This window comes from Pseudomonas sp., assembly GCF_030690725.1.
In the GTDB taxonomy this organism is placed as follows: domain Bacteria; phylum Pseudomonadota; class Gammaproteobacteria; order Pseudomonadales; family Pseudomonadaceae; genus Aquipseudomonas.
Map to the genome: position 1 here is coordinate 16,939 of NZ_JAUYGD010000071.1, position 19,975 is coordinate 36,913.

23 protein-coding genes are annotated in these 19,975 nt (G+C 60.0%); 9 read left to right on the top strand and 14 right to left on the bottom strand.

Annotation, left to right across the window (positions count from 1 at the left end):
* The first annotated feature begins 248 nt into the window (after nucleotides 1-248).
* The 5 genes from Q8O69_RS18735 (at nucleotide 249) to cmoB (ending at nucleotide 3,963) form a co-directional block, all read left to right on the top strand.
* Nucleotides 249-983, top strand: coding sequence for a hypothetical protein (locus tag Q8O69_RS18735; protein WP_305593697.1), 735 nt, complete (start codon nucleotides 249-251; stop codon nucleotides 981-983).
* A 40-nt stretch (nucleotides 984-1,023) separates the two neighbouring features.
* Complete coding sequence (locus tag Q8O69_RS18740; protein WP_305593698.1) at nucleotides 1,024-1,419, top strand: protease inhibitor I42 family protein; 396 nt, start codon at nucleotides 1,024-1,026, stop codon at nucleotides 1,417-1,419.
* 96 nt (nucleotides 1,420-1,515) lie between these two features.
* Nucleotides 1,516-2,151, top strand: coding sequence for a lysoplasmalogenase (locus Q8O69_RS18745; protein WP_305593699.1), 636 nt, complete (start codon nucleotides 1,516-1,518; stop codon nucleotides 2,149-2,151).
* Nucleotides 2,152-2,221: 70 nt separating this feature from the next.
* A complete protein-coding gene (gene cmoA, locus Q8O69_RS18750) occupies nucleotides 2,222-2,998 on the top strand; it encodes a carboxy-S-adenosyl-L-methionine synthase CmoA (RefSeq protein ID WP_305593730.1) in 777 nt (258 codons plus the stop codon).
* Entirely contained in the window at nucleotides 2,995-3,963 is a 969-nt protein-coding gene (gene cmoB, locus Q8O69_RS18755; protein ID WP_305593700.1) for a tRNA 5-methoxyuridine(34)/uridine 5-oxyacetic acid(34) synthase CmoB, read from the top strand. The genes cmoA and cmoB overlap by 4 nt, the downstream gene beginning before the upstream one ends.
* Before the next feature lie 86 nt (nucleotides 3,964-4,049).
* Here the strand turns inward: cmoB and pdxJ are convergent, their stop codons facing one another.
* From pdxJ to rpoE, 12 genes are all read right to left on the bottom strand, one after another.
* Nucleotides 4,050-4,796: a pyridoxine 5'-phosphate synthase gene (gene pdxJ, locus Q8O69_RS18760; protein ID WP_305593701.1), complete on the bottom strand. Its 747-nt coding sequence runs from the start codon at nucleotides 4,794-4,796 to the stop codon at nucleotides 4,050-4,052.
* Nucleotides 4,789-5,487, bottom strand: a complete 699-nt coding sequence (gene recO / locus Q8O69_RS18765; protein WP_305593702.1) for a DNA repair protein RecO — start codon at nucleotides 5,485-5,487, stop codon at nucleotides 4,789-4,791. Before recO ends, pdxJ begins: the two co-directional genes overlap by 8 nt.
* A gap of 45 nt (nucleotides 5,488-5,532) precedes the next feature.
* A complete protein-coding gene (gene era / locus Q8O69_RS18770; protein ID WP_275963020.1) occupies nucleotides 5,533-6,435 on the bottom strand; it encodes a GTPase Era in 903 nt (300 codons plus the stop codon).
* Complete coding sequence (rnc, locus tag Q8O69_RS18775) at nucleotides 6,428-7,117, bottom strand: ribonuclease III (RefSeq protein ID WP_160015377.1); 690 nt, start codon at nucleotides 7,115-7,117, stop codon at nucleotides 6,428-6,430. The genes era and rnc overlap by 8 nt, the downstream gene beginning before the upstream one ends.
* The gene (locus tag Q8O69_RS18780) at nucleotides 7,114-7,491 is read right to left on the bottom strand and encodes a DUF4845 domain-containing protein (RefSeq protein ID WP_305593703.1); all 378 of its coding nucleotides are present in this window, start codon (nucleotides 7,489-7,491) and stop codon (nucleotides 7,114-7,116) included. Before Q8O69_RS18780 ends, rnc begins: the two co-directional genes overlap by 4 nt.
* A gap of 104 nt (nucleotides 7,492-7,595) precedes the next feature.
* Nucleotides 7,596-8,450: a signal peptidase I gene (lepB, locus tag Q8O69_RS18785; protein WP_305593704.1), complete on the bottom strand. Its 855-nt coding sequence runs from the start codon at nucleotides 8,448-8,450 to the stop codon at nucleotides 7,596-7,598.
* Nucleotides 8,451-8,456: 6 nt separating this feature from the next.
* Nucleotides 8,457-10,256: a translation elongation factor 4 gene (gene lepA, locus Q8O69_RS18790; protein ID WP_304864410.1), complete on the bottom strand. Its 1,800-nt coding sequence runs from the start codon at nucleotides 10,254-10,256 to the stop codon at nucleotides 8,457-8,459.
* A 147-nt stretch (nucleotides 10,257-10,403) separates the two neighbouring features.
* A complete protein-coding gene (locus Q8O69_RS18795; protein WP_371136185.1) occupies nucleotides 10,404-11,786 on the bottom strand; it encodes a DegQ family serine endoprotease in 1,383 nt (460 codons plus the stop codon).
* Nucleotides 11,787-11,868: 82 nt separating this feature from the next.
* On the bottom strand, nucleotides 11,869-12,324 hold the full coding sequence (locus Q8O69_RS18800) for a SoxR reducing system RseC family protein (protein ID WP_305593706.1): 456 nt from the start codon (nucleotides 12,322-12,324) through the stop codon (nucleotides 11,869-11,871).
* Nucleotides 12,321-13,268 (bottom strand): MucB/RseB C-terminal domain-containing protein, encoded by a 948-nt coding sequence (locus Q8O69_RS18805; protein WP_305593707.1) that lies wholly within the window; start codon nucleotides 13,266-13,268, stop codon nucleotides 12,321-12,323. The genes Q8O69_RS18800 and Q8O69_RS18805 overlap by 4 nt, the downstream gene beginning before the upstream one ends.
* 21 nt (nucleotides 13,269-13,289) lie before the next feature.
* Entirely contained in the window at nucleotides 13,290-13,883 is a 594-nt protein-coding gene (locus Q8O69_RS18810; protein ID WP_305593708.1) for a sigma-E factor negative regulatory protein, read from the bottom strand.
* 31 nt (nucleotides 13,884-13,914) lie between these two features.
* Nucleotides 13,915-14,496, bottom strand: coding sequence for an RNA polymerase sigma factor RpoE (gene rpoE, locus Q8O69_RS18815; RefSeq protein WP_090252003.1), 582 nt, complete (start codon nucleotides 14,494-14,496; stop codon nucleotides 13,915-13,917).
* 369 nt (nucleotides 14,497-14,865) lie between these two features.
* Between rpoE and nadB the strand changes: the two genes are divergently transcribed.
* Entirely contained in the window at nucleotides 14,866-16,482 is a 1,617-nt protein-coding gene (nadB, locus tag Q8O69_RS18820; RefSeq protein WP_275963011.1) for an L-aspartate oxidase, read from the top strand.
* Here the strand turns inward: nadB and Q8O69_RS18825 are convergent.
* Nucleotides 16,451-16,903, bottom strand: a complete 453-nt coding sequence (locus Q8O69_RS18825) for a protein YgfX (RefSeq protein ID WP_305593709.1) — start codon at nucleotides 16,901-16,903, stop codon at nucleotides 16,451-16,453. The genes nadB and Q8O69_RS18825 overlap by 32 nt on opposite strands.
* Nucleotides 16,887-17,141 carry a succinate dehydrogenase assembly factor 2 gene (locus Q8O69_RS18830; protein ID WP_275963009.1) on the bottom strand — a complete coding sequence of 85 codons (255 nt, stop codon included), beginning with the start codon at nucleotides 17,139-17,141 and terminating at the stop codon, nucleotides 16,887-16,889. Before Q8O69_RS18830 ends, Q8O69_RS18825 begins: the two co-directional genes overlap by 17 nt.
* Nucleotides 17,142-17,315: 174 nt before the next feature.
* Between Q8O69_RS18830 and Q8O69_RS18835 the strand changes: the two genes are divergently transcribed.
* The 3 genes from Q8O69_RS18835 to Q8O69_RS18845 all read left to right on the top strand — a co-directional run bounded on the left by Q8O69_RS18835 (nucleotide 17,316) and on the right by Q8O69_RS18845 (nucleotide 19,974).
* Nucleotides 17,316-18,257 (top strand): folate-binding protein YgfZ, encoded by a 942-nt coding sequence (locus Q8O69_RS18835; protein ID WP_305593710.1) that lies wholly within the window; start codon nucleotides 17,316-17,318, stop codon nucleotides 18,255-18,257.
* A 50-nt stretch (nucleotides 18,258-18,307) separates the two neighbouring features.
* Nucleotides 18,308-19,144: an HDOD domain-containing protein gene (locus tag Q8O69_RS18840; RefSeq protein WP_275963007.1), complete on the top strand. Its 837-nt coding sequence runs from the start codon at nucleotides 18,308-18,310 to the stop codon at nucleotides 19,142-19,144.
* 68 nt (nucleotides 19,145-19,212) lie between these two features.
* Nucleotides 19,213-19,974, top strand: a complete 762-nt coding sequence (locus tag Q8O69_RS18845) for an ABC transporter substrate-binding protein (RefSeq protein ID WP_305593711.1) — start codon at nucleotides 19,213-19,215, stop codon at nucleotides 19,972-19,974.
* The last annotated feature ends 1 nt before the right edge of the window (nucleotide 19,975 follow it).

Consider the following 19,975-nt stretch of genomic DNA (forward strand, 5'->3'; position numbering starts at 1 on the left):
AAAAGTGCAACCCTGAAAAACAGAGGTGCAACTTTAACCCTTTGCCCGGCAAAACTGCAGCCCGCACGACAAATGGGCAGCGCCCGCACCAAAAACTGTCGGAACGATTAAAAGCGCCCAAATACGGGGCAAATAGCCGGCAAGCAGTGGATTGAAAACGCCTGAAATCGGCCTTTGCGCGCTCTGGCAAGGGATTTGCTGAGTTTGCCTGCCCCCTTGCGCACCGTTCGGGTTCAGGAAACCAGCTTATGGCCCTCAGCATTGCTCTCGCCCTGGCATTGGCGCTGTTACTCGCCGGCCACTTCCTCAGCCAGCTCGCCGGCAAACGCCACCAGCAGCATCTCAATGAGCTGCAAGCTGTGTTGCTGCAACGCGCCATCGACCTGCTGCAGAACCTGCAAAAACACCGTGGCCTGGGCGCCCAACAGGACCTACCCAGCACCAGCCAGCGCAACGCCCTGGCACGCCAACTCGACCAACTCTGGCTGAACTGGCCCGGCCCCAGCCTGGGGCTTGCACCACTGCAGCAGGACTGGCCACGCCTACGGCGCAACCCGGCGGACTTTGCCGCCCACTGCCAGGTTATCGACGGCTTACTGGCGGTGATCGCAACACTCGAAACCCGCCTGCATCAGGCTGGCAACGCACACCTAGAGGGCATCGCCCAGGCCTGCCATGGCCTGGAAAACCTTGCCCGCCTGCGCGGCCTGAGCGTGCGTGCGGCCAATTACAGTCAATGCCCGCCAAACCTGAAACAGCAGATTCAGCAGCTCTGCCTGCAACTGGAGCAATCGCCCGTCGGCGCGTCCTTACAACAGGTGCTGCAGCGCCTGGAGCATGAACTGATCGACAGCCACGACGTACGCCTGGCACCTCACGAATGCTTTGCCCTGCTCACACCGCTGATCGACGAGTATGCCCAGCACTTGCGCGCGCCACTGCAGGCGACGTTCGCTGCACGGGCTCCCGCGCAGCAGCCCTAGCAGCTATGCTGGCAGCCTCGACATTCGCCAGGAGCTCACCATGCTTGCCCCCCGCCTGACAGTGGCACTCAGCCTTGCACTGCTCGCCGCCTGCGCGCAAAAACCCAGCAGCGTCACCCTGGAGCAGAGCCAGCAGAGCAAATGCCCGCTGTCGCTGCACGTCGGCCAGCAATTCAATCTGCGCCTGCCGAGCAACCCCACCACCGGTTTCCGCTGGCTGCTGCGTGACTCCGCGCCGCAGGTTCTGAAAAGCCTCGGCCCCGAGGTCTACAGCAACCCAGAAGACGCCGGCCTGGTCGGCAGCGCCGGGATTTCCACCTGGCGCTTCGAAGTTGCCCAAGCTGGCGAGGGCCAATTGGCCCTGACCTACGAACGCCCCTGGGAAGTCGGCGTAGTACCGGCACAGCGCTTCAACTGCACGATCAAAGCTCGCTAACTGGCGCGAAATGCTGACCTGACTGGCATCCACGGCGTGGTCAGTTAATCCGCGACACGCCATAGTGCTGGCCTTTCGAGCATCAAGGACAAGGCCATGCGTTATCTGCTGCTGGGTTTGCTGGGCGCTGCAATATTTCTCTATGCGCGGCTCAGCGGCCTGAGTGAACTGGGCCTGCTCAGCAAGGGCATCCCGGTCGTCGCTCTACTGCTATGGCTGAGAACGGCGCCCAGCGGTCTGTATCGACGCTGGATCAGCCTCGGCCTGCTTGCCTCATTGGCGGGCGATATCCTGCTCGACTGGCCCGGTGACCTGTTTGTTTTCGGCCTCGGCGCCTTCCTCTTCGCCCACCTGGCTTATCTGCGCGCCTACCTGAGCGACTGCACGCAACCGGCCTGGCTCGCCTTGCTGCTTGCCCTGGCCACGGGCGGGACGATGTTCGCCATACTCGCCAGAGCTAATCTGGGTCCGTTGCTGATCCCCGTGGCCTGCTACGCATTGGCGATTAGCGCGATGCTCTGGCGCGCCCTCGCCCGCCTCGGCCAACCAGGCCTGAACAGCAGTACCACTCGCCTGGCTGCCGCTGGTGCAGCCCTGTTTGTGCTTTCCGACAGCCTGATCGGCATCAACCGCTTTGTCGCCCCCTTCGATGCTGCGCCGCTGGCGATCATGCTTACCTACTGGCTCGGGCAATGGGCCATCGCGGCTTCTGCCTTCAAACAGGCCCGTTAAGCCATCGCCCATGCAGATTTGCGACCAATAGCGGCAATCAAAGTTTGGCTATACCGCGCACTTGGCTAAAATGCCCGGCTTTATCGACCAGTGCGTAGCCATCGTGAGCAAACAGCCCGACCGTCTTTTCGCCCAACCCCTGGCCCAGGTGCCGGACTTCGTGTTCAACGAAGATGTGGTACGGGTCTTCCCCGATATGATCAAGCGCTCGGTGCCGGGCTACCCGACCATTGTCGAGAATATCGGCGTACTCGCTGGCCAGTTTGCCCAGCCGCATAGCGTGCTGTATGACCTCGGCAGCTCCCTGGGCGCCGTGACCCAGGCGCTGCGTCGTCATGTGCAAATCGAAGATTGCCGGGTGATCGCTGTGGACAACTCCAGCGCCATGGTAGAGCGCTGCCGCGAATACCTGCACGCACAGGATTCGATGTTTCAGGAACTGCTGCCGGTCGAAGTGATTGAGGCCAACATTCTCAGCCTCAACTTCCAGCCAACCTCGCTGGTGGCGCTGAACTTCACCCTGCAATTTATCCAGCCTGAGCAACGCCTCGAATTGCTCACGCGGATTCGCCAGGCCCTACTACCCGGCGGCGCGCTGATTCTTTCGGAAAAACTGCAATTCGCAGACGCTGCGCAGCACGCCCTGCTCGGTGAATTACACATCGCCTTCAAGCGTGCCAACGGCTACAGCGAGCTGGAAATAGCGCAGAAACGCAGCGCCATTGAGAAAGTCATGCTGCCCGACAGCCTGGAGCAGCACCGTGAACGCCTGCTGGCCGCCGGCTTCAGCCAGGTGGTGCCGTGGTTCCAGTGCCTTAATTTCGCCTCCCTGATTGCCCTGCCATGATCAGTCGCCTCGACCTTGATGCCCTGCAGGCCGCGCTTGCTGGCACCCCGCTACAGGACTGGTCAGCCGACCTGCCTGGGCAGATCGACGCCAAACTGGCGATCGGCCATGGCGACCTGCCGCGCTGGTACGGCGCGGTACAGGCGCTGCCGGAACTGAACGTCGAACAGCTGGAGCTTATGCACAGTTTCAGCTTCAACGGCCCCTGCGACGAGCCAACACGCGCCGCACTGAAAACCGCACTGCAGGGTTTGATTCCCTGGCGCAAGGGACCGTTTCATCTATTTGACGTACACGTCGACACCGAGTGGCGCTCGGACTGGAAATGGCAGCGGGTCGCTCCCTATCTCGACCTCAAGGGCAAGCGGGTGCTGGATGTCGGCTGCGGCAACGGCTACTACATGTGGCGCATGCTCGGCGCCGGAGCCGACAGCGTGGTGGGCATCGACCCCAACTGGCTGTTTCTCTGCCAGTTTCTGGCGATGAAGAACTACCTGCCCGACCTGCCCGCTTGGCACCTGCCGCTGGCCTTCGAGGAATTACCCGGCAAGCTGCAAGGCTTCGACACGGTGTTTTCCATGGGCGTGCTGTATCACCGCCGCTCGCCTATCGATCACCTGATCGACCTCAAGGACTGCCTGGTCAAGGACGGCGAACTGGTGCTGGAAACCCTGGTGGTCGAAGGCGATGCCCAGCAAGTACTGGTCCCCGAGGACCGCTACGCGCAAATGCGCAACGTCTGGTTCCTGCCCTCGGTGCCGGCACTGGAGCTGTGGCTGCGCCGCGCCGGCTTTGTCGATGTGCGCTGCGTGGATGTCAGCACCACTTCAGTCGACGAACAACGCTCGACTGAGTGGATGCGTTTTCAGTCACTGCCCGAATTCCTTGACCCGGCCGACCATAGCCGCACAGTGGAAGGCCTGCCGGCGCCGAGCCGGGCGGTGCTGATCGCACGCAAGCCGTAAGCACAGCTTGCGTAGGGTGGACATGCGTCAGCTTGTCCACCGCTTATCAGAAGGCAGAAAAGCCTGCTGCATGTCTGCCCTGCGCACTAGCCGCGGTTGGCCGCCGCGACGATCAACTCTTTCATTTCCACCACCGCCTGCTTAAAGCCAACGAACAGCGCGTGCGCCACCAGGGCGTGGCCGATATTCAGCTCGTTGATCCCGGCAATCGCAGCCACCGGCTCGACATTATGGTAATGCAGCCCATGGCCTGCATTGACGATCAGGCCATGCTGCAGGCCGCAGGCCACACCATCGCGAATCCGCGCCAGTTCACGCGCCGCCTCTTCCGGGGTATGCGCATCGGCATAACGACCGGTGTGCAGCTCAATAGCCGGCGCGCCGACACGCTTGGACGCCTCGATCTGCTGCGGGTCCGGGTCAATAAACAGCGACACTTCGCAGCCGATTTTGCTGAGGCGCTCGACCGCCGCGCGAATCCGCTCTTCCTGCCCGGCCACATCCAGGCCGCCTTCGGTGGTCAGCTCCTGACGGGTTTCCGGCACCAGGCAGACGTGTTCGGGACGGATGCTTTCGGCGAAGGCGAGCATTTCCTCGGTAACGCCCATTTCGAAGTTCATCCGCGTCTGCATGACTTCCTTGAGCAAGCGCACATCACGTTCTTGAATATGCCGGCGGTCTTCGCGCAGGTGCACGGTAATGCCGTCGGCCCCCGCCTCTTCGGCATCCAGCGCGGCCTTGACCGGGTCCGGATAACGGGTGCCACGGGCCTGGCGCAAGGTGGCCACATGGTCGATGTTCACACCCAGCAGAATACGATTGGCATCAGTCACGGCTTGGCTCCTTGATCGTCATAAATAATTCGCGGCTGACCAGCGGCCTGCCGCCTAAATGGGGGGCCAGGGCCTGGCGCATCAGGCGTTTGGCGGCGGCCAGGGCGCCGGGCGCAGTCCAGTCCGCTTCGGCCATGGCCAACAGCTCGGCCCCTTGAAAAGCTCCGGGTTGCAGTTGGCCAATCGGCACCAGCCCGGTTTCGGTCTGCAGTCGATACAGGCCCGCCTCGGCTATGGGCTGACCTTCGCTGTCCAGATCCAGGGCGAAACCATAGCCCAGCTGATCCAGCAGACGCCATTCAAAAGAACGCAGCAAGGGCTCCAGGGCACGGCCCTGGGCCAGCGCCAGCACCGTAATGGCGTAGTGCTCGAACACGGCGGGATGCGGGTCATCGGCGGGCAGCAGGCGGATCAACAGCTCATTGAGGTACAGGCCACTGAACAGCGCCTCACCCACCAACAGATTGGGAATGCCCGCTGGGTCAAGGCGGCCGACGTTTTTCAGCTCGCCACGCCCGCGAAACTCGGCTTCCAGCGGAATAAACGGCCGCGCCAGGCTGCCGGCCTTGCCTCGCGCGCCGCGCAGCACAGCGCGCAAACGGCCTTGCGGGGTGAGAAAGTCCACCAGCGCGCTGCTTTCACGGTAAGCGCGGCTGTGCAGGACATAGGCAGGCTGACCAAGGGCAAGCATGGGGCTTACTCACAAAAGCGGGCGCAGGGCGCGCCCGAAGGCGACTCAGATATTGTCGTAACCCAGGGAGCGCAACGCGCGCTCATCGTCAGACCAGCCACTTTTGACCTTGACCCATAGGTTGAGCATGATCTTGGAGTCGAACATCACTTCCATGTCCTTGCGCGCTTCCTGGCCAATGCGTTTGATCCGCTCACCCTTGTCGCCAATGATGATTTTCTTCTGGCCGTCGCGCTCTACCAGGATCAGCGCGTGGATATGCAGGATGCGCCCGTCGCGCTTGAACTCCTCAATTTCCACGGTGATCTGGTACGGCAACTCGGCGCCGAGCTGACGCATGATTTTCTCGCGCACCAGCTCAGCAGCGAAGAAACGACTGGAGCGGTCAGTGACCTGATCTTCCGGGAAAAAGTGCACGCCTTCCGGCAAACGCTCGCCCACCAGTTTTTCCAGGGTGTCGAGGTTATGCCCGTGCTGGGCCGAAACCGGCACAATCTCGGCATTCGGCAATTGGGTGGCCAGCCACTCCAAATGCGGCATTAGCTCAGCTTTGTCTTCGATGCGGTCGGTCTTGTTGATCGCCAGAATCACCGGGCCTTCGACGTACTGAATACGCTCCAGCACCATCTGGTCTTCGTCAGTCCAGCGGGTGCGATCAACCACAAAGATCACCACGTCGACATCCTTCAGCGCCGACGAAGCATTCTTGTTCATATAGCGGTTCAGCGCTTTTTCGTTGTTCTTGTGCAAACCGGGGGTGTCGACATAGATCGCCTGCACCTCACCCTCGGTCTTGATCCCGAGCATGTTGTGTCGCGTGGTCTGCGGTTTGCGCGAGGTGATCGCCAGCTTCTGCCCGAGGATGTGGTTAAGCAACGTCGACTTGCCCACGTTGGGCCGGCCGACGATGGCGACATAGCCACAGCGTGTAACAGGTGAATCAGTCATTGCCATTCTCCACACCCAGGGCGATCAGCGCGGCCGCAGCGGCCACCTGCTCGGCGATACGCCGGCTGGCACCCTGCCCCAGGGTTTTATCATTGAGTAAGGTGATCTGACATTCGACTACGAATGTCCGGCAGTGCGGCTCGCCCTGAATATCCACCACTTCGTAACGTGGCAACTCACAGCCGCGCGACTGCAGAAACTCCTGCAGGCGGGTTTTCGGGTCCTTATTGGTGTCGACCAGGGTCAGGCTGTCCAACTCGGTGGTCAGCCAGGCCAACACCCGCTCACGGGCCGCATCCATCCCGGTGTCGAGGTAGATGGCACCGATCAGCGCTTCCAGCGCGTCAGCCAGAATCGACTCGCGGCGAAAGCCACCACTTTTCAGCTCGCCGGAGCCCAAGCGCAGGTACTCACCCAGATCAAAGCCGCGAGCCAGAATGGCCAGGGTTTCACCCTTGACCAAGCGAGCGCGCAAACGCGACAGCTGCCCTTCGCGGGCCAGCGGGAAGCGCTGAAACAGCGCTTCACCGGCAACAAAGTTGAGGATCGCATCACCGAGAAACTCCAGACGCTCATTATTGCGCCCGGCAAAACTGCGGTGGGTCAGGGCCAGGATCATCAGCTCCTGGTCCTTGAAGGTATAACCGAGCTGCCGCTCGAGACGGGCTAACGACGCACTCACGGCATACGCACGCGGAATTCTTTATCGAAACGCACGACCAGATCGATATTCTCGATCAGAGGCTCACGCTTTTCATATTTCATGTGCACGCGAAATTCGTTGTTTTCGACTTTTATCTTAATCGCGTCCTGCATATCTAGGTCACGAATGCTGTTGACCTGCATCCCCTTGCTGATATGACTATAGAAATCGCTAATGCTACGAACATCGCCAGCTTTATCGGTTTCAACCGAAGTAATCATTTTCTCCAACGACATATAGTCGAAGTAATGCGGCAACACCTTGAACGCGGCACTGGCAAAAAAAGCCACAAACGCCAACACCATCAACCAACTAAGAATCGACATTCCCTTTTGCGAATGTGCAGATTTCATATTTGTCCCCAAATTTGAGTTATGTGAAAGCCATTACGGCTGGAGGCAAGACTATATATAGCCTGCGACGCTGCTTTTAACAGCGTCGCAAATTCGGTAGCAGGTCAGTGAATCAGACCTACGCGAGAGAAATTAGGCAGGTTGCTCGACTTCGGGTCCGGCCAGCTCATCCAAATGGCAAATGCTTTGCCGACGATATTCTGGTCCGGCACCATGCCCAGCAACGGCTTAGGGATGGCAGGGTCGTTCCAGTAACGGCTGTCATTGGAGTTGTCGCGGTTGTCGCCCATCATAAAGTAATGCCCTTGCGGCACCACCCACTCACGACCAGGCTCAACCCGATAACGCTGCATTTCTTTACGGATCTGGTGCTCTGCTTCACCGAGTTTCTCGTTATACAACGTCGCACTGCCCAGACTGCCGGGCTCATCGCCAATCAACTGCTGCGCTACAAGCTCACCATTGATAGTCAGACGTTTGTCGCTGCTGTAGGCAATCCGGTCGCCGGCCAAGCCCACCACGCGCTTGATGTAGTTGATGTTCGGATCGCTTGGGTAGCGGAACACCATCACATCACCACGTTGCGGATCGCCTACTTCAATGACCTTGGTATCCAGCACCGGCAGGCGGATGCCATAGGCAAACTTGTTGACCAGAATAAAATCCCCTACTTCCAGGGTCGGCTTCATCGAGCCGGATGGAATCTGGAAGGGCTCGACCAGAAACGAGCGCAGCACCAGCACAATCGCCAGCACCGGGAAGAAAGACTTGCCGTACTCCACCAGCAAAGGCTCTTTGTTCAAGCGCTCCACTACAGCCTCATCAGGTTCGCTGACCTGGCCATGATAGGTGCTGATAGCCGCTCGCCGGCGCGGGGCCAGAAAGATCAGGTCGAACAACGCCAGCGCGCCACAAACGGCGACTGCGATAACCAGTAACAGCGGGAAATTGATCGACATAGGACCTTAACTATCCAACCTGAGCACGGCGAGGAAGGCTTCCTGTGGAATTTCCACGTTGCCTACCTGCTTCATGCGTTTCTTACCGGCCTTCTGCTTTTCCAGCAGCTTGCGTTTACGGCTGACGTCACCGCCGTAGCATTTGGCCAATACGTTTTTGCGCAGCGCCTTGACCGTGGTCCGCGCAACGATCTGTCCACCAATTGCAGCCTGGATCGCCACGTCGAACATCTGCCGTGGAATCAGCTCTTTCATCTTCTCGGTCAACGCCCGACCTTTGTAGTGGGCGTTGTCCTTATGCACGATCAGAGCTAGTGCATCAACCTTGTCGCCATTGATCAGTACATCCAGCTTGACCAGGTTGGCCGACTGATAACGATCAAAATGGTAGTCCAGCGAGGCATAACCGCGGCTGGTGGATTTCAGGCGATCAAAGAAGTCGAGTACCACTTCGTTCATCGGCAGGTCATAGCGAACCTGAACCTGCGAACCGAGGAACTGCATATCACGCTGCACGCCACGCTTCTCGATGCACAGGGTAATCACGTTACCCAGGTGTTCCTGCGGCACCAGGATAGTGGCCTGCACGATCGGCTCGCGGAAGTCCTCGACCGAGGAAACATCCGGCAGCTTGGACGGGTTGTCGACGTAGATCGTCTCACCGGTCTTGAGCACGACCTCGAAGATTACGCTCGGTGCAGTGGTGATCAGATCCAGATCGTACTCGCGCTCCAGGCGCTCCTGGATGATTTCCATGTGCAGCATGCCGAGGAAGCCACAACGGAAGCCGAAACCCAGTGCATCCGAGCTTTCCGGGGAATACTGCAGCGACGAGTCGTTCAGGGTCAGCTTCTGCAACGCATCGCGAAAATCTTCGAAATCATCGGAGCTAACCGGGAACAGGCCGGCATAAACCTGCGGCTGAATGCGTTTGAAGCCGGGCAGCACTTCGACGTTCGGCGTGGCAGCCAGGGTCAGGGTGTCGCCTACTGGCGCGCCGTGAATATCCTTGATGCTGGCGATGATAAAGCCCACTTCACCGGCTTTGAGGTCAACGGTGGCAGTGTGCTTGGGGTTGAACACACCGACACTGTCGACCAGGTGGATCTTGCCGGTGGATTTGACCAGTACCTTGTCGCCTTTCTTGATCCGACCGTGGCGCACACGCACCAGGGAGACCACACCCAGGTAGTTGTCGAACCAGGAGTCGATGATCAGCGCCTGCAGCGGCGCCTCAATATCACCGGTCGGCGCCGGAATCGTGTGCACCAAACGCTCAAGCACCTCATCGACGCCCAGGCCGGTCTTGGCACTGCAGGTCACCGCGTCAGTGGCATCAATGCCGATAATTTTCTCGATCTCTTCCTTGACCCGATCCGGATCGGCCTGGGGCAGGTCGATCTTGTTCAGTACCGGCATGACCTCAAGACCCTGCTCGATGGCGGTGTAACAGTTGGCCACCGATTGCGCTTCCACGCCCTGACCGGCATCGACCACCAGCAGCGCACCTTCACAGGCCGCCAGGGAACGGCTGACTTCATAGGTGAAGTCGACGTGGCCTGGGGTATCAATAAAGTTCAGCTGATAGGTAATGCCGTCTTTAGCCTTGTAATACAGGGTGACGCTGTGCGCCTTGATGGTGATCCCGCGCTCGCGCTCCAGATCCATGGAGTCCAGTACCTGGGCTTCCATTTCACGGTCGGCCAAGCCGCCACACATCTGGATAAACCGGTCGGCCAGGGTCGACTTGCCGTGGTCAATGTGGGCGATGATGGAGAAATTGCGGATATGACTCAAATCACTCACGGATCAACACTCAAAAAGGGCGCAGGCGACTGCCCGCCGAAAATAGCCGCGAAGTGTACCCGAAAGCCACCTTGCACGTCATCAAGGCCACACGGCAGCACTATGTAAAAGGGCGACCGAAGTCGCCCTTTTAGCCTGCCTGCACCGTTAATCGGCCAGTTTGAAGGTGATAAAGCTGGCGCGCCCCTGACGCAGCACGCGCATCGACACCGAACGATTCTTCGGCAGCGCCTGCGCCACCTCGGTAAAGGTCTTGGCCGAATTGATCGCCTGATTGTTCAGATGAGTGATCACATCACCCGGACGCAGACCAATCAGCGCCGCCGGACCGTCCTGCACCTCAGAGATCACCACACCGCCTTTCAGGTCGAGGCTCTTCTTCTGCTCGGCAGTCAGCTCAACCACCTTGACCCCAAGCCGATTGCTGCTGCGTTCAACCCCAGGCGCAGCAGTGCCGGCCAAAGCCTCGCCGTCTTCAGGCAGCGCGCCGATGCTCAACTTCAGCTTCTTGCGCGCACCATCGCGCACCACATCCAGCTCGGCACTGGCACCCGGCTTGAGCGCACCGACCAGATGCGGCAGGTCGGCAGACATGACAATCGGCTTACCATCCAGACTGAGGATCACATCGCCGACCTGTAAGCCGCCTTTGGCAGCCGGACCCTCTTCCAGCACCTGCGCCACCAGCGCACCGGCAGGCTTATCCAGGCCAAAAGATTCCGCCAGATCCTTGTTTACTTCCTGAATCACCACACCCAGCCAGCCGCGACTGACCTTGCCTTCCGCCTTGAGCTGATCGGCCACATCCATGGCCACACTCATCGGGATGGCGAACGACAGACCCATAAAGCCGCCGGAGCGGGTAAAAATCTGCGAATTGATACCGACCACTTCACCAGCCAGGTTAAACAGCGGACCGCCAGAGTTACCTGGATTGATCGCCACGTCAGTCTGAATAAACGGCACATAGCTCTCGTTCGGCAGGCTACGGCCTTTGGCACTGACGATCCCGGCGGTCACCGAGTGATCGAAGCCGAATGGCGAGCCGATTGCCAGCACCCACTCACCAACTTTAAGGTCTTCCGACTTACCCAACTTGACGGTTGGCAGGCCAGCGCCCTCAACCTTGAGCAGCGCGACATCGCTGCGCGGGTCAGTACCGACCAGTTTGGCTTCCAGCTCACTGCGATCCGACAGGCGCACAATGATTTCATCGGCGTCGGCGATCACATGGTTATTGGTCAGCACATAACCATCAGCGGAAATGATAAAGCCCGAGCCCAGCGACTGGGCCTCACGCTGGCGCCCCCCGCCTGGTGCACGCGGCATCTGCGGAATATTGCGCTCGAAGAACTCGCGGAACATCGGCGGCAGACCTTCCAGATCAGGCACATTAAGCTGACCACTGCCAGCCACCGCGCGATCCGGCATCTTCTGCCGGGTACTGATATTGACGACCGCCGGTGACGCCTGCTCAACCAGCTCGGTGAAATCCGGCAGGCTCGCCTGAGCAAACAACGCCTGCCCCATCAGCAGCACGGCAAATAACGCAGTAAATGAAGATTTCAGACCAAGCTTCGACATACAACTCCCCATCAGGCCAGCAAAAGTCTTAAAACGCTGCTGCGGCACCACCAAGCAATGCACGCAACACCACAGGCTGCAACGCCGGATCACCGGCCGTAACGCGGCTGCGCCAGCGCACCGCGCAGCAGGCAAACAGAAACCCGAGCAGCGCACTGAATATTACCCAGGGCTCACTCAAGCCCGCCTGTTCAGCCAATACAGCCGCAGCAAACAAACCGAGCAAAGGCAGCAGATAAACCAGCAGCGAGCCGCGCACCAGCAGATCCTCGCGCACACCGATAATGACCGTATCACCCACACTCAGCTGCAGATCCGACAGTGCACGCACGTAACCACGACGGCCGCTCGCCCCGAGCTGATCAAGCAAGCCCTGGCCGCAACCGGCTTTGACGGAACAACTGGAGCAGGTGCTTTTACGCAGGGTTTCAACCCAGACAGCACCGGGCTCAACGGCCACGACCCGCCCCTGCTCCTCGATCACGGCGCCACCTCAGCCACCGAACGCATGGACAAGGCCACTCGCTCAGCCGTGCCCAGAGGAATTTCGCCAACCACGGTGACCATCACGTCGCCATCCTCGGTCTTCAATCGACGCGAAACCGCCACAGTCGGCCCCAGCTGAGTACGCACATCCTCAACGGCAGCGCCGCGCAGCGGCTCCATAAACACGGAGAAACGCGCCAGGCCATCTTCATACACCTGGCAGGCGACTGGCTCATCCGATGCGGGGCTGCGGCGCTGGGTAACCGAGCGCAGGCTAAAGCCTGGCGGCAGCCAATCCGAACGCCAGGCTTCTACCGCATCCACCTGGGCGGCAGACAAACGCACCGGACGGCAGCCTGCACCAGGCTCAAGGTTAGAGGCTGCGGGAGCTGCAGTTTGTAGTTGGGTAAACTGGAAACGCTCAAGCAACTGCCCCTTGTCATTGACCAGCAAGGACTTGAGCGGCAAGCCAGTTTGCTGATCAAGGTGCAGCTCGATGCCATAACGATGCTGATCACGCGGCACCAGGGCCAATACACTGGTAGCTCGCCCCGCCACGCGGGACTTGCCGAGCACACGTAGCTCATACCACTCACTCAGCTGCTCGGCATTTAGCGCCCGGGCGGGCCACAGCTGGCTATCAATCAGCTGGTCAGCCAATGCACCACTGGCGCACTGCACCTGACCATCGACGCGCAACACCTCCTGCGCGGAACCATCCAGCTGTAGCAGGCGCTCTCGTAGCGCACCGCCCTCGCCCACCCGATGCCAGATGCTGTGCGTCGAAAAGCTGCCATTACGCTCGTATACAAAGGTGCCCTGAAAACTTTGTGTGCGCTCGGCATCCGCCAGACGCTGCAACAAGGCACGACCTTCATCGGCAACCGCCGGCAACACCAGCCAGCTGCCCAGCAACAGAACGCTTAAAGGAATAAAGCGCATGCGATTCCTTAACAACGACCGTTAACGGTTTTCCAGACTGGCTGCGCGCGCGTAAGGCAGCGCACCTTCACTCGTACTCATGGCTGCCTGTTGCGCATGCTGGCGCAGATAGGCCGGCAAACGCTGCTCATGCCAGCCAGGCTGGCCCTGACCCACGGCACTGGCCGCAGGAGCAGACTGCTCTTCGGACGTATTGAAACCTGCCAGCATGGCCGGCCCGCTGACCTGAGGAATATTCAGCACCGGCTGATTGGACTGTTGCGCCAACTGCACACCGGTGATGTCGTCTTGGTTATACATACGCACACCCGCCAGCACTGCAACGGTAACCGAAGCAGCAACAGCCAGACGGCCGACGGTACGCCAAGGACCGCGCTGTACTGGCTGCACAACCGGGGCAACATCGTCAGCCAGGGCGACGGACACAGCAGCGGCAATATCCAGGCGCGGCTCAAGCAACTCTTTGTGCATGACCGCCCGAGCAATCTGGTAACGCGACCACGTTGCGCGCAGCTCAGGGTCATCACTGGCCGCCAGCACTCGCCTTAGTTCAAGTTCATCCGCTTGGTTATCCATCACCGCGGACAGCGATTCCTGCAGGGTTTCACGACTCATGGCGGTTCCTCTCTTGGCTGACGCCGCTGTCTCAGGTTTCCTGCAGCAACGGCTGCAGGGATCGATCAATAGCCTCACGCGCCCGGAAAATTCGCGAACGCACGGTGCCAACTGGACACTGCATGACGCTGGCAATGTCCTCGTAACTCAGACCATCAAATTCACGCAAGGTTAGCGCTGTGCGTAAATCTTCCGGCAACTGCTCGATACTGCGGTGCACGGTGGCCTCGATCTCGTCGCGCAACAGCGCGCGCTCCGGCGATTCGATGTCCTTGAGGGCATGGTCACCGTCATAGAACTCGGCATCCTCAGCACTTACATCACTGTCTGGCGGGCGCCGACCACGCGACACCAGGTGGTTCTTCGCCGTGTTGATGGCGATGCGATAAAGCCAAGTGTAGAACGCACTGTCACCACGAAAATTACCCAACGCCCGATACGCCTTGACGAAGGCTTCCTGCGCCACATCCTGTGCCTCATGGGTGTCATGCACAAAACGCACGATCAACCCGAGAATCTTGTGCTGATACTTGAGCACCAATAGATCAAATGCACGCTTGTCGCCGCGCTGTACGCGCTCGACCAGTTGCTGATCATCTTCCTGGGTTAGCATGAAAACTCCTCATAAGGTTTGAAGGAGCGCAACGCCAACCCTTTACTCGGTCTGCCAAAGTAGACTTGGGCATTGCGCAAAAGTTCTCTCCTTCAAACAAGCTTCCTGCAGAACACTTAGAAGTCCTGCACGGAACAGCGCAGCAAAGGGACTCCACTGCTGCGCTTGTAGTCTGGATCGCCCGCCGGCTAGGCAAAAACCGCAGGCCCGTTGCAAAGCCGCCTGACCCAGGCGAATTCCCACTTAAACAACCGCCTATGGAACCCGAAACACTTAAAAAGTTCCCGAGTAACGCACTTGGTCATAAGCTGGCTATTGTGCCGTCCACCCCCTCTATATACTAGGGGCCGCTTTTCGCGGAATTCGGACATGAGCCAACATTACCAACACGACGTTCTGGTTATCGGTAGCGGTGCCGCCGGCCTGACCCTGGCCCTCACGCTGCCTGAGCACCTGCGCATTGCCGTCCTGAGCAAGGGCAACCTGTCCAACGGCTCGACCTACTGGGCGCAAGGCGGCGTGGCGGCGGTGCTGGACGACACCGACACCATCGAGTCGCATGTCGAAGACACCCTCAATGCCGGTGGCGGCCTGTGCCGTGAGGACGCCGTGCGCTTTACCGTCGAGCACAGCCGCGAAGCCATCCAGTGGCTGATCGACCAAGGTGTGCCCTTCACCCGTGACGATGAACACGCCCGCGAAGACGGCGGTTTCGAATTCCACCTGACCCGTGAAGGCGGCCACAGCCACCGGCGCATCATCCATGCCGCCGATGCCACCGGCGCGGCGATCTTCAACACCTTGCTCGAACAAACCCGCCAGCGCAGCAATATCGAACTGCTGGAGCAGCGCGTCGCCGTTGATCTGATCACCGAACGCAAACTCGGCCTGGAAGGCCAGCGCTGCCTGGGCGCTTACGTGCTCAACCGCGCCAGCGGCGAGGTCGATACCTTTAGCGCGCGCTTCGTGATTCTCGCCACCGGCGGCGCGGCCAAGGTCTATCTCTACACCAGCAACCCGGACGGCGCCTGCGGCGACGGCATCGCCATGGCCTGGCGCGCCGGCTGTCGGGTCGGCAACCTGGAGTTCAACCAATTCCACCCGACCTGCCTGTACCACCCGAAAGCCAAGAGCTTTCTGGTCACCGAGGCACTGCGCGGCGAAGGTGCACTGCTCAAGCTGCCCAACGGCGAACGTTTTATGCCGCGCTTCGATGAGCGCGCTGAACTGGCACCACGGGATATCGTCGCCCGCGCCATCGACCATGAGATGAAGCGCCTGGGGATCGACTGCGTGTTCCTCGATATCAGCCATAAACCGGCTGACTTTGTGAAATCGCACTTCCCTACCGTGTATGAACGCTGCCTGGACTTCGGCATCGACATCACCAAAGAACCGATTCCGGTGGTGCCAGCTGCGCATTACACCTGCGGCGGTGTAGTGGTCGACCAGAGCGGCTGCACCGATGTGCCCGGCCTCTATGCCATCGGCGAAACCAGCTTTACCGGCCTGCACGGGGCCAACCGCATGGCCAGCAACTCACTGCTGGAGTGCTTCGTTTATGCCCGCTCGGCGGCGGAGAACATCCTCGCCCAGCTGGAGCAGATCAGCATGCCCAGCGACCTTCCCAGCTGGGACGCCAGTCAGGTGACCGACTCGGATGAAGACGTGATCATTGCGCACAACTGGGACGAACTGCGGCGTTTTATGTGGGACTACGTCGGCATCGTGCGCACCAACAAGCGCCTGCAGCGCGCCGAGCACCGGGTGCGCCTGCTGCTCGACGAAATTCACGAGTTCTACAGCAACTACAAGGTCAGCCGCGACCTGATCGAACTGCGCAACCTAGCTCAGGTCGCCGAGCTGATGATCCGTTCGGCCATGCTGCGCCATGAAAGTCGTGGCCTGCATTACACCCTGGACTATCCGCAGCAGCTGGCCGAAGCCAAGGACACTATTCTGCTGCCGCCCACCTATGGCGACTGAACTTCAGCCGCACCCGTAAGCGCCGGTGCTGATCCCGCGCCAAGCTGTCGCGAGCAATGCAGACCGAGCGCACACGGCGCTGCCCAGCCAGACGAAAGCGCAGCAGCACTATCAACGGCAAGGCCAGGCTATCGGGATGCAGCTCGATGGCCTGCCAGCCCTGGGCCGTACTGTGCACCTGCCAACCGTCGGCCGTGTAACGCAGCGCTCGGTAGGCCTGCGGCGAACTCAGCAGCAAATGTCGCGGTAGCACCCAAGCGGCATGGGCAAGACAGAAGCCAATTCCGAGCAAACGCGCCCAGAGTGGAATCTCTACCAGCGCCAGGCTAAGCAGCGCCAACCCCTGAATCAGGGCATAGCAAGCCAGCAGCTGCCGTGAAGGCTGCCACCGGCATTCGAAGCCGTCACTGGGGCTGGACACGGTCCAGAATCATCCGAACCATACGCTTGAGATCGGCATCTTCCGGCTCGCCGCGCTGCATAAACCAGCCGAACATGTCCTGATCTTCACATTCGAGCAGCTTGCGATAACGCTCGCGGTCAGCCTCGTCGAGGTGCGGGTACACCTCTCTGACAAACGGCACCAGCAGCACATCCAGCTCCAGCATGCCGCGGCGGCTGTGCCAAAAAAGACGATTGAGTTCAACCGAGTCAACCATGGGTATGCTCCTTGGATAAGGCGCGCAGTATACCGATGAAAAGCGCCCCTGTTGACCGCGCGCATCACCCGGCAAGGCAATGCGCTGAGACGAAGCAGCGGCAAGCGCTGACAAGGCGCGAGGCGCGCTCTATGATGAGCCCCCTAACTTTTATCCAGCGATACCTAATCCACCATGGCCGATACCGCGTTTTACTGCACCCTCAGCCACGAAGGCATCCTCGCCGTGCGCGGCCCGGACGCCAACAAGTTCCTCCAGGGCCAAGTCACCTGCAATCTCAACTACCTGAGCGACAGTTATTCCAGCCTGGGCGCGCGCTGCACCCCCAAGGGCCGCATGCAATCGAGCTTTCGCGTCCTCAGCGTGAGTGACGGTTATTTGCTGGCAATGGCCAGTGACCTGCTAGATGCGCAACTGACTGACCTGAAGAAATACGCTGTTTTCAGCAAATCCAAGCTCACCGACGAAAGCCAGGACTGGCTGCGCATCGGCCTGAGCGGCGGCGATGAAGCCCTGCGCCGCCTCGGCCTGGAGCTTGCAGAAACCGCCGACAGCGTCGCGCGCAGTGATGAATTTCTGGCCGTGCGCCTGAGCGATAGCCGCGCCGAACTCTGGATACCCGCCAGCCAAGCAGAAACCGTACAAACGCAATTGGCCGCGCAGCTACGCGAAGCGCCGTTGAATGACTGGTTATTGGCTCAGGTACGCGCCGGCATTGGCCAGGTTATGGGCAGCACGCGCGAGCTGTTTATTCCGCAGATGATCAATCTGCAGGCCGTGGGCGGTGTGAGCTTCAAGAAAGGCTGCTACACCGGCCAGGAAATCGTCGCGCGCATGCAGTACCTGGGCAAACTCAAACGCCGCCTGTATCGCCTGGAACTGCATGACAATCAGCTGCCAGAGCCCGCCACGGCGCTGTTTTCGCCCACCCACACCTCCAGCGTTGGTGAAGTGGTGCTGGCCGCGCGCAGCCCGGCCGGCGTCGAACTGCTGGCCGTGCTGCAGGACGAAGCCGCGCACAATGGCGTTATTCACCTGGGTTCTGCCGAAGGCAGCACGCTGAGCGTGCTCGATTTGCCGTATACACTGGACGCAGACCGCGAAATACAGCGCTAAGCACTTACTACACTGATTACTATTGCCTGACCGCCTAAAGAGAATTGCCCATGAGCAAGCTTGCCGAGAAAGTCCAAAAGGAACTGATCCAGGCCATCGACAGCGATGAACTGGTACTGCCGACCCTGCCAGAGGTCGCGCTGAAAGTCCGCGAGGCAGCAGAAGACCCGGACATCGGCATCCCGCAACTGAGCAAGGTAATCGGCAACGACGCCGCCCTGACCGCGCGCATCATCAAGGTGGTCAATAGCCCACTGCTGCGCACCAACAAGGAAATCACCGACCTGCAGATGGCCGTCGGTCGCCTCGGCATCAATTACACCTGCAACCTGGCCACGGGCCTGGCTATGGAACAAATGTTCCAAGCCACCAGCGATGTGGTTGACCGCAAAATGCGCGAAGTGTGGAACAAAAGCACGGAAATCGCCGGCATCTGCCACGTTCTGTGCAAACACTACACCCGCCTGCTGCCGGACCAAGCAACCCTCGCCGGCCTGGTGCATCAGATCGGCGTACTGCCGATCCTCACCTACGCCGAAGAGCACAGCGAGCTGCTGGCCGATTCGATCAGCCTTAACCATGTGATCGAGCAGATTCACCCGATCATCGGCGACAAGATCCTGCGTACCTGGGAATTCCCCGAGCTGATCGCCATGGTGCCCGGCCAATACCTGGACTTCACCCGCGACAGCGCCAAGGTCGATTATGTCGATATCGTCCAGGTCGCCACCCTGCAGAGCTACATTGGCAGCGAACACCCCTACACCAAACTGGACTGGAGCCAGATTCCAGCGTTCGCCAAGCTCGGTCTTGACCCCAACCAGAACCTCAACGAAGACGAAGACCTCTCCGCCGCCATGGAAGCAGCCATGAGCATGCTCCAGTAAAGCCCCTCACGCGCATGCAGCCGAATGCAACTAGACTGAACCCAGTCCCCGCAATCGGCATACGGCTCATGCGCACTCTGCTGTTATCTGCCCTCTTCAGCCTGTTTTGCGGTGCTTTGGCCGCTGCAGAATCGGTGCGCCTGACCAACGGTGAATGGCCACCTTATCTGGGCGAACAACTGCCGCACAAGGGCGTTGCTTCACGCATCGTCGCCGAAGCCTTTGCCTTGCAGGGGATTGATGTGGCCTGGGAATTCCACCCTTGGGCGCGCTCGCTGCAACTGGCTGAGCGCGGCCAACGCGCAGGCAGCGCGGTATGGCTGCACAGCAACGAACGTGAGGAAAAGTTCTTTATCAGCGACCCGGTAGTGGAAAGCGGTTACTACCTGTTCCACCGCAAGGGCTACAGCTTTGACTGGCAGCAGGTCAGTGACCTGCAAGGCCGGCGCCTGGCCGGCACCCGTGGCTATGACTACGGCGAAGCCTTTCAGCAGGCCGAAGCCAGCGGACAACTGCGGGTCAATCGAGTGACCAGTGATGAAACCGCGTTTCGCCAGTTGATCGCCGGCCGCGTCGATCTGTTCCCGATGGACAAAGTAGTCGGCTTCGACATGCTGCATCAGCACTTCAGCGCCGCCGAGCGTGCGCAGCTGAGCTTTCACCCCAAGCCGTTGCGCAGCGACAGCCTGCACCTGCTGCTCTCGCGGCAAGTGCCCGGCAATGCCGAGCTGATCGCACGTTTTAACCAAGGCCTGGCGCAGCTGCGTGAAAGCGGCAAGGTTGCTCAGTACCTGCTGGAAATCCAGCAACCGCTTAGCCTGGCGCCCTGAC